The organism is Streptomyces sp. NPDC054813, assembly GCF_053611365.1.
In genome coordinates, this window is the sequence record NZ_JBSHAF010000002.1 from 30,318 (window position 1) to 38,883 (window position 8,566).

Here is an 8,566-nt window from a genome sequence, read left to right on the forward strand (position 1 = left end):
ATTATGCCTCTCACACACACTACCCCACCCCGCATCTCTACTCCACCGCGTGTTGTGGGGGGGGGTGGGGGGGGGGGCGGGGGCCCCCTCGCCCCCCCCCCCCCCCCCGTCGTCGTATCCGGGAACGGGGCTCCAGCGGCCGCTGAGGGCTTGCGCGGTGACCTGCCACAACTTTATAGTCGTAGCGACTATTAGTCGGTTCGGGCAACCAGTACCGAGCAACGAGCAACGAGATCGAGGGGGTGGACGGGCGCATGCGGGGCTACGACAAGTACGCCTACGAACCCTTCGCCGTCACCGTCGACCTCGCCGTCCTCACCCTCCGCGCGGGTGCCCTGCACGTGCTGCTCGTCGAGCGCGGGCAGGAGCCGTACGCCGGACAGTGGGCGCTGCCGGGCGGCTTCGTGCTGCCCCGGGAGTCGGCCGAGGCGGCGGCCCGGCGGGAACTCGCCGAGGAGACCGGACTGTCGGACGTGTCGGGACTGCACCTGGAGCAGTTGCGCACCTACAGCGAGCCGGACCGCGACCCGAGGATGCGGGTCGTCTCCGTCGCCTTCACAGCGCTGCTGCCGGACGCGCCCGAACCGCACGGCGGCGGCGACGCGGCCCAGGCGCGCTGGCTGCCGTACGAACCGGCGCGGCCGCTCGCCTTCGACCACGAGCGGATCCTGGCCGACGGCCATGACCGGGTCGGCGCGAAGCTGGAGTACAGCTGCCTGGCCACCGCCTTCTGCCCGCCCGAGTTCACGCTCGGCGAGCTGCAGAACGTCTACGAGACCGTGTGGGGCGTCGACCTGGACCGCCCCAACTTCCGCCGCAAGGTGCTCGCCACACCCGGGTTCGTCGAACCGGTGCCGGGTGCCGCCCGGCTGACCGGCGGCCGTGGCAAGCCCGCCGCGCTCTACCGCGCGGGCGCCGCCGCCACGCTCCATCCCCCCCTGCTCCGCCCGTCCCGGGAAGGACGCCCCGCATGACCTCGAACCTCGCGTACAAGCGTGCCGCCAGCGGCTCCCTGATCGGTCTCGCCCTCGGGGACGCTCTCGGCTTCCCGACCGAGTTCAACGACGTGCCCTCGATCCTCGCCAAGTGCGGGCCGTGGCGGGAGATGGAGCTGCCCGGGCGGGCCTTCGTCTCCGACGACACACAGATGACGCTCGCGGTCGGGCACGGGCTGCGCACCGCCATGGACCGGGGAGTGCTCGCGCCCAAGCGGCTGGAGCGGCCGCTGCGCGAGGAGTTCGTCAACTGGTACCAGTCGCCCGAGAACAACCGGGCGCCCGGACGGACCTGTCTGACGGCCTGCAATCTGCTGAAGGAGGAGGGGCGGCTCTGGCAGGACGCCAGCCAGATCGGCTCCAAGGGGTGCGGGGCCAACATGCGGGTCGCGCCGGTCGGGCTCGCGCCCGGGCTGAGCGACGAACAGCGGGCCGGCGCAGCCCAGTTGCAGTCCGCCCTCACCCACGGCCACCCCACCGCCCTGGCCGCCTCCGACCTCACCGCGCGTGCCGTGCGACTGCTGGCGACGGGGACCGAACCGTCCGCTCTGGTCGGGCAGTTGCGGTCGTACGCCGTCGACAACCGCACCCACTACCACCACACCTGGCTCGGCGACCTGTGGACCCGGAGCCAGGACCCGACCCCCGAGGCGTTCATCGCGCGCGGCTGGGACGAGTGCCTGGCGATACTCGACCGCCTCCAGGAGGCCGTGCGGACCGCCTCCCCGGAGGCCGACCCGTGCCTGGCCACCGGCGCCGGCTGGATCGCCGAGGAGGCCCTGGCCACCGGGCTGCTGTGTTTCCTGCTCTTCCCCGACGAGCCGGTGACGGCCCTGCGCCGGGCCGCCTGCTCCTCCGGCGACTCGGACTCCATCGCCTGTCTGACCGGTGCCTTCGCGGGCGCCTGGCTGGGCGTCGAAGCCTGGCCGACGGAGTGGGCCGACCGCATCGAGTACCGAGGCGACCTGCAGGCCCTGGGCGCGCTCTGGGACGCCTAGGAGGAGAGAGCCGAGGCGTGGCGGGCCCGGAGCAGGAAGTCCGCCACGCGCGCGTGGTCCGGTGCCGCCGGGAGTGGGCTGCCGTGCAGGGCCTGCTCGGCCTCCTCGGCGAGCCGGGTGATCCGGGTCTCGACCTCCGGCCAGGGGACCTCGCCGCGCTTCACCGCCAGGAGTGACTCGCGCGCGGCGCCGACGTCGATCGTCAGCTCGCCCGTGCGCAGCAGATCGCGGGCGCTCCTCAGGAGCCGCAGGAGATGCATCGCGTGCTTCCAGCGCGGGGCGCCGTGCACCCGGACGTCGGCGTCGAGCTTGCGGTGCTGGCTCAGGGCGTAGCCGGTGAAGGTGTCGTACGCCTGCCGGGAGAGGAAGGCGCCGCGCAGGCCGCGCAGTTCGCGGCCGGTGTCGTCGATGTGCTCGACCAGGGGCGAGTGCAGGCACTCCAGGATGTTGGGGTTGGCCCGCAGCGCCAGCTCGCAGAACCGTTCCAGCTCCCAGGAGAACCGCTCCTCGCCCGGGCCCTCCACATGCGTCGGCGGCTTCTCGAAGCGCCAGAACAGCGGCGTGGGGGCGAGGAACACGCCCCGGCGGTCGGTGTCGCTGTCCTCCGTGGCCAGCCCGAAGGCCCGCGACCCCATGACACAGGTGTAGATCGTGTGGTCGCGTACCAGGTCCTCGGGCTGCATGCCCGGGAGCGTACGCGGCCGGTCACGTCAGGGTGATCGAATTTCCGCTCACCGTGATGGACTTGGCGGGCAGCGGCCTCGTGGCCGGGCCGTGCGCGACCGAGCCGTCGGCGATGTGGAACTTGCTGCCGTGGCAGGGGCAGTCGATGGTGCCGTCCGCCACCTGCGCCACCGTGCAGCCCTCGTGGGTGCAGATCGCCGAGAAGGCCTTGTACTCGCCCTTCTTCGGCTGTGTCACCACGATCTTCTGCTCCTTGAAGATCATGCCGCCGCCCTCCGGGATCTGGCTGGTCTGCGCCAGCGCCTTCCCGGCGGCCGCGCTCGCCGACCCGGACGAGGACGCTTCGGCGGAAGCCGAGGCGGAAGCGGATGCCGAGGCCGACTCGGAGGCGGCGGGTGATTCGGAGGAGCTGGAGGAGCTCTTGTTGCTGTTGCTGCATCCCACGCAGCACACGGCGAGCGCCGACGCGCCCGTCGTGAGCATTGTGCGGCGGGTGGATCCGTCGGGCATGTCGTCACTCCGAACGTGCGAAAGAACCAGATGGCGGACGCCAGGGAGTCGCTCCGAGCGGAGCAGCAGCATCTTGGCACTGAAAGCACCGAAGAAGAAGCAAGTCGTGATGGAGTGCCATAAAACGCGCGATTCGTACGTCTGATAGCTCAACGCGTGGCGGCGGCGCACCGCCACGGGGCGTTTCACCCCGAGTAGCGGGACGGGGCGATCCGGGTCAGATTGGCGACGGGACACAACCGGTACCGAGAAGACTCCCGAAAGGCGCGGCCATGGCGGGCAACGATCTCGACCGCATACTCGGCAGCCTGCTGGGCGGCAACGGGAACGGCGCCGGACTGCTGTCCACGCTGATCGGCGCCCTCAGTGAGGGCCAGGGCGGCGGTTCGCTGGACGGCCTCCTCGACAGCCTGGCCAGGTCCGGTCTCACCGCGCAGAAGGACTCCTGGGTCGGCACCGGCACTGACCAGCCCACCGGCGACCGGATCCAGCGGGCCCTGCCCGACGACACCCTCCAGCGGGTCACCGAACACGCCGGCGTCAGTCCGGGGCAGGCCGCGGACAGGATCGCCCAGGAGCTGCCCCAGGCCGTCGACAGGTCGACCCCCGCGGGCGAGGTGCCGCAGGCCTCGGTCGAGGACCTGGTCGGGCAGCAGTCCCGGTGAGCCGTCGTCTCAGCGGGCGGGCACCGCGCAGCGGGCCGCCGGCGGTCTGACTAGGCTGGACGGATCAAGCGCCGACGTCAGAACAGGAGCAGCGCCGTGGCGGTACGAGCGGTCCGTGGGGCCGTCCAGCTGGAGCGGGACGAGGCCGGTCACATGGACGAGCAGGTCGGAGCGCTGCTCACCGCCGTCCTGGAGCGGAACGGGCTGACCGCCGACGACCTGATCAGCATCTGGTTCACGGCCACGCCCGACCTGCACAGCGACTTCCCGGCGGCCGCCGCGCGCAAGCTCGGCATCGTCGACGTGCCCTTGATCTGCGCCCAGGAGCTGGACATCGAGGGTGCCATGCCCCGGGTCGTCCGGATCCTCGCGCACATCGAGTCCGACCGGCCCCGCACCGAGATCAACCATGTCTACCTCGGCGCCGCGGCCACCCTGCGCAAGGACATCGCCCAGTGAGAACCGCGCTCGTCATCGGTACCGGTCTCATCGGTACGTCCGCCGCACTCGCCCTCTCCCAGCGGGGCGTCGTCGTCCACCTCGCCGACCACGACCCCGAGCAGGCCCGTACGGCGGCCGCGCTCGGCGCCGGCACCGACGAGACCCCGCAGGGCCCCGTCGACCTGGCGATCGTCGCCGCCCCGCCCGCCCATGTGGCCGCCGTCCTCGCCGACGCGATGAGCAGGGGCCTGGCCCGCGGCTATATCGACGTGGCCAGCGTCAAGGGCGGCCCGCGGCGCGAGCTGGAGGCGCGGGGCCTGGACCTGTCGTCGTACATCGGGACCCACCCCATGTCCGGCCGGGAGAAGTCCGGGCCGCTGGCGGCCACCGCGGACCTCTTCGAGGGCCGCCCCTGGGTGCTCACCCCCACCCGGGACACCGACACAGAGGTGCTGAACCTCGCCCTGGAGCTGGTCTCGCACTGCCGTGCCGTGCCGGTCGTCATGGACGCCGACGCCCACGACCGCGCGGTCGCCCTGGTCTCCCACATGCCCCACCTGGTCTCCAGCATGGTCGCGGCCCGTCTGGAGCACGCCGAGGAGGCGGCCGTACGGCTGTGCGGGCAGGGCATCCGGGACGTGACCCGGATCGCCGCCTCCGACCCCCGGATGTGGATCGACATCCTCTCCGCGAACCCCGGCCCGGTCGCCGACCTGCTCGCCGACGTCTCCGCCGACCTCGACGAGACCGTGCGCGCGCTGCGGGCCCTGCAGTCCTCGGACGACGCCAAGCGGCACGAGGGCGGGTCCGGCATCGAGGACCTGCTGCGGCGCGGCAACGCGGGCCAGGTCCGGGTGCCCGGCAAGCACGGGTCCGCGCCCCGCGTCTACGAGGTCGTGGCGGTGCTCATCGACGACCAGCCCGGCCAGCTGGCCCGGATCTTCGCGGACGCCGGTGCGGCCGGGGTCAACATCGAGGACGTGCGCATCGAGCACGCGACCGGACAGCAGGCCGGTCACGTCCAGATCTGGGTGGAGCCGAAGGCGGTGCCGGTGCTCACCGCGGCGCTGCGGGACCGCGGCTGGGCGCTGCGGCAATAGGCTGAATCAGGCGGTCGTGGGGGCCGGTAACCTTGTGCGGGGCGCGACGGCGCCCCGCACACCACCCACCACCCTGCACCCGGAAGGTGTCCCCCCGTGGAAAACGGCGCCGCAAAGCCCGTGATTGTCGCGATCGACGGCCCCTCGGGCACCGGCAAGTCGAGCACGTCCAAGTCCGTGGCCGCCCAGCTCGGCCTGAGCTACCTGGACACCGGCGCCCAGTACCGGGCGATCACCTGGTGGATGGTGAACAACGGCATCGACCTCACCGACCCGACCGCCATCGCCGCGGTCGCCGGCAAGCCGGAGATCGTCTCCGGGACCGACCCGGCCCACCCGACGATCACCGTCGACGGCTTGGACGTCGCCGGCCCGATCCGCACCGAGGAGGTCACCTCCAAGGTCAGCGCGGTCAGCGCGGTCCCGGAGGTGCGCACGCGGATCAGCGAGCTGCAGCGGTCGCTGGCCAACGCCACCGAGACCGGGATCGTCGTCGAGGGCCGGGACATCGGCACGACCGTGCTGCCCGACGCCGACCTGAAGATCTTCCTCACCGCCTCCGCCGAGGCCCGCGCGGCCCGGCGCAGCGGCGAGCTCAAGGGCGCCGACGTCAACGCCACCCGCGAGGCCCTGGTCAAGCGGGACGCGGCCGACTCCACCCGCAAGACCTCGCCGCTCGCCAAGGCGGACGACGCGGTCGAGGTGGACACCACCGAGCTGACGCTGGCCCAGGTCATCGAGTGCGTCGTCACCCTCGTCGAGGAGAAGCGGGCGGGGAAGTGAGCCTTCCGTCGAACCCGTCGAACCCGTCGAACCCGTCGAACCCGTCGAACCCGTCGAACCTGTCGAACCCGTCGACACCGTCGATTCCGTCGCAGCGGGGCGCCGAGGTGGGGCGGCGCATCGGTGTCGGCCTCATGTACGGGCTGTGGAAGCCGCGCGTGCTCGGCGCCTGGCGGATGCCGGCGCACGGCCCGGCCATCCTCGCCGTGAACCACTCCCACAACATCGACGGCCCGATGGTCATGGGCGTGTCGCCCCGGCCGACGCACTTCCTCATCAAGAAGGAGGCGTTCATCGGGCCGCTGGACCCGTTCCTGAACCGGATCGGCCAGCTGAAGGTGGACCGGCAGTCCACCGACCGCACGGCGGTCACCCGCGCGCTCGGCGTGCTGGCGGCCGGGGGAGTGCTCGGCATATTCCCCGAGGGCAGCCGTGGTGAGGGCGACTTCGCCTCGCTGCGCGCGGGCCTCGCCTACTTCGCGGTGCGCTCCGGGGCGCCGATCGTGCCGGTGGCCGTGCTGGGAAGCTCCGAGCGGCGCGGACGGCTGGTCAAGGGGCTGCCTCCGCTGCGCGCCCGCGTGGACGTCGTCTTCGGCGACCCCTTCGAGGCGGGCGACGGCAGCGGCCGGCGCACCCGCACCGCCCTGGACCAGGCCACCGAGCGCATCCAGAAGCAGCTCACCGGCCACCTGGAAAACGCCAGGCGTCTGACCGGACGCTAGGCGACACTAAGTAGTGGATCGGCCCGATACGGGGCCTATCCACCGATCACCACGATGAACGACGAGGTACGGACTTCATGAACGACCACATCCAGCCCGGCGACTCGGCTGAGCACGAGTACGACCACGGGGCGCTCGGCGACGCCGAGTACGCGGAGTTCATGGAGCTCGCCGCCGAAGAGGGCTTCGACATCGAGGATGTCGAGGGTGCCATCGAGGCGGCGGGCCACGGGCCGCTGCCCGTGCTCGCGGTCGTCGGCCGCCCGAATGTCGGCAAGTCGACGCTCGTGAACCGCATCATCGGCCGCCGCGAGGCCGTCGTCGAGGACAAGCCCGGTGTCACCCGCGACCGGGTGACCTACGAGGCCGAGTGGGCGGGCCGCCGCTTCAAGGTCGTCGACACCGGCGGCTGGGAGCAGGACGTCCTCGGTATCGACGCCTCCGTGGCCGCCCAGGCCGAGTACGCGATCGAGGCGGCCGACGCGGTCGTCTTCGTGGTGGACGCCAAGGTCGGCGCGACCGACACCGACGAGGCGGTCGTACGACTGCTGCGCAAGGCCGGCAAGCCCGTCGTGCTGGCCGCCAACAAGGTCGACGGACTCAGCGGCGAGGCCGACGCGGCCTACCTCTGGTCCCTCGGCCTCGGCGAGCCGCACCCGGTCTCCGCCCTGCACGGCCGCGGCACCGGCGACATGCTCGACGCCGTCCTGGAGGCGCTCCCGGAGGCGCCCGAGCAGACCTTCGGCACGGCGGTCGGCGGCCCGCGCCGCATCGCGCTCATCGGCCGCCCGAACGTCGGCAAGTCCTCCCTTCTCAACAAGGTGGCGGGCGAGGAGCGGGTCGTCGTCAACGAACTCGCCGGCACCACCCGCGACCCGGTCGACGAGCTGATCGAACTCGGCGGGATCACCTGGAAGTTCGTCGACACCGCCGGTATCCGCAAGCGCGTCCACCTCCAGCAGGGCGCCGACTACTACGCCTCGCTGCGCACCGCGGCCGCCGTCGAGAAGGCCGAGGTGGCGGTCATCCTGATCGACGCCTCCGAGAACATCTCGGTCCAGGACCAGCGGATCGTCACCATGGCCGTCGAGGCGGGCCGCGCGATCGTCGTCGCCTTCAACAAGTGGGACACCCTCGACGAGGAGCGCCGCTACTACCTGGAACGCGAGATCGAGACCGAGCTCGGCCAGGTCGCCTGGGCGCCCCGGGTCAATGTCTCCGCACAGACCGGCCGCCACATGGAGAAGCTGGTCCCCGCCATCGAGACCGCCCTCGCCGGCTGGGAGACCCGCGTCCCCACCGGCCGCCTGAACGCCTTCCTCGGCGAGCTGGTCTCGGCCCACCCGCACCCGGTCCGGGGCGGCAAGCAGCCCCGCATCCTGTTCGGCACCCAGGCCGGCACCAAGCCCCCGCGGTTCGTCCTCTTCGCCTCCGGTTTCATCGAGGCGGGCTACCGGCGCTTCATCGAACGCCGGCTGCGCGAGGAGTTCGGCTTCGAGGGCACCCCGATCCATATCTCCGTGCGGGTGCGCGAGAAGCGCGGCCGGAAGAAGTAGCCGTACGCCTGAGGGGGGGGGGGGGCGGCCCCGGGGGGCCGCCCCCCCCGCAACGCCCGACCGCACCCCCCCGCGCCCCCGGCCGCCCCGAGCGGGGGGCGGGGGGGGACCG

At 72.2% G+C, this 8,566-nt stretch carries 10 protein-coding genes and 1 pseudogene; 8 read left to right on the top strand and 3 right to left on the bottom strand.

Going from position 1 to position 8,566, the window contains the following annotated elements; translation table 11 throughout:
• Window positions 1–254 precede the first annotated feature (254 nt).
• Both ACWGJB_RS03460 and ACWGJB_RS03465 read left to right on the top strand, forming a co-directional pair.
• On the top strand, window positions 255–974 hold the full coding sequence (locus ACWGJB_RS03460) for an NUDIX hydrolase (protein WP_453378613.1): 720 nt from the start codon (window positions 255–257) through the stop codon (window positions 972–974).
• Complete coding sequence (locus tag ACWGJB_RS03465) at window positions 971–1,993, top strand: ADP-ribosylglycohydrolase family protein (RefSeq protein ID WP_453378614.1); 1,023 nt, start codon at window positions 971–973, stop codon at window positions 1,991–1,993. The genes ACWGJB_RS03460 and ACWGJB_RS03465 overlap by 4 nt, the downstream gene beginning before the upstream one ends.
• On the opposite strand, the gene ACWGJB_RS03470 is transcribed toward ACWGJB_RS03465, so the two are convergent.
• The 3 genes and pseudogenes from ACWGJB_RS03470 to ACWGJB_RS03480 all read right to left on the bottom strand — a co-directional run.
• Complete coding sequence (locus ACWGJB_RS03470; RefSeq protein ID WP_453378615.1) at window positions 1,990–2,676, bottom strand: nucleotidyltransferase domain-containing protein; 687 nt, start codon at window positions 2,674–2,676, stop codon at window positions 1,990–1,992. The genes ACWGJB_RS03465 and ACWGJB_RS03470 overlap by 4 nt on opposite strands.
• A gap of 22 nt (window positions 2,677–2,698) precedes the next feature.
• Complete coding sequence (locus ACWGJB_RS03475; RefSeq protein WP_453379019.1) at window positions 2,699–3,187, bottom strand: Rieske (2Fe-2S) protein; 489 nt, start codon at window positions 3,185–3,187, stop codon at window positions 2,699–2,701.
• 96 nt (window positions 3,188–3,283) lie between these two features.
• Window positions 3,284–3,424, bottom strand: a pseudogene (locus ACWGJB_RS03480) (hypothetical protein); the annotation flags it as partial.
• Here ACWGJB_RS03480 and ACWGJB_RS03485 point away from each other — a divergent pair.
• From ACWGJB_RS03485 to der, 6 genes are all read left to right on the top strand, one after another.
• Entirely contained in the window at window positions 3,409–3,852 is a 444-nt protein-coding gene (locus tag ACWGJB_RS03485) for a YidB family protein (RefSeq protein WP_453379020.1), read from the top strand. The pseudogene ACWGJB_RS03480 and the gene ACWGJB_RS03485 overlap by 16 nt on opposite strands.
• Window positions 3,853–3,948: 96 nt before the next feature.
• The gene (aroH, locus tag ACWGJB_RS03490; RefSeq protein WP_453378616.1) at window positions 3,949–4,311 is read left to right on the top strand and encodes a chorismate mutase; all 363 of its coding nucleotides are present in this window, start codon (window positions 3,949–3,951) and stop codon (window positions 4,309–4,311) included.
• Window positions 4,308–5,393 (top strand): prephenate dehydrogenase, encoded by a 1,086-nt coding sequence (locus ACWGJB_RS03495; RefSeq protein WP_453378617.1) that lies wholly within the window; start codon window positions 4,308–4,310, stop codon window positions 5,391–5,393. Before aroH ends, ACWGJB_RS03495 begins: the two co-directional genes overlap by 4 nt.
• Window positions 5,394–5,489: 96 nt before the next feature.
• Window positions 5,490–6,176, top strand: a complete 687-nt coding sequence (gene cmk / locus ACWGJB_RS03500) for a (d)CMP kinase (RefSeq protein ID WP_453378618.1) — start codon at window positions 5,490–5,492, stop codon at window positions 6,174–6,176.
• A gap of 134 nt (window positions 6,177–6,310) precedes the next feature.
• Entirely contained in the window at window positions 6,311–6,898 is a 588-nt protein-coding gene (locus tag ACWGJB_RS03505) for a lysophospholipid acyltransferase family protein (RefSeq protein ID WP_453379021.1), read from the top strand.
• Window positions 6,899–6,975: 77 nt separating this feature from the next.
• Window positions 6,976–8,454, top strand: a complete 1,479-nt coding sequence (der, locus tag ACWGJB_RS03510; protein WP_453378619.1) for a ribosome biogenesis GTPase Der — start codon at window positions 6,976–6,978, stop codon at window positions 8,452–8,454.
• Window positions 8,455–8,566 lie beyond the last annotated feature (112 nt).

What these genes read in the sequence shown, in the direction of transcription:
- ACWGJB_RS03460 (WP_453378613.1), top strand. Translation starts at nt 255, where the DNA reads ATGCGGGGCTACGACAAGTACGCCTACGAACCCTTCGCCGTCACCGTC.
- ACWGJB_RS03465 (WP_453378614.1), top strand. Translation starts at nt 971, where the DNA reads ATGACCTCGAACCTCGCGTACAAGCGTGCCGCCAGCGGCTCCCTGATC.
- ACWGJB_RS03470 (WP_453378615.1), bottom strand. Translation starts at nt 2,676, where the DNA reads ATGCAGCCCGAGGACCTGGTACGCGACCACACGATCTACACCTGTGTC.
- ACWGJB_RS03475 (WP_453379019.1), bottom strand. Translation starts at nt 3,187, where the DNA reads ATGCCCGACGGATCCACCCGCCGCACAATGCTCACGACGGGCGCGTCG.
- ACWGJB_RS03505 (WP_453379021.1), top strand. Translation starts at nt 6,311, where the DNA reads ATGTACGGGCTGTGGAAGCCGCGCGTGCTCGGCGCCTGGCGGATGCCG.
- der (WP_453378619.1), top strand. Translation starts at nt 6,976, where the DNA reads ATGAACGACCACATCCAGCCCGGCGACTCGGCTGAGCACGAGTACGAC.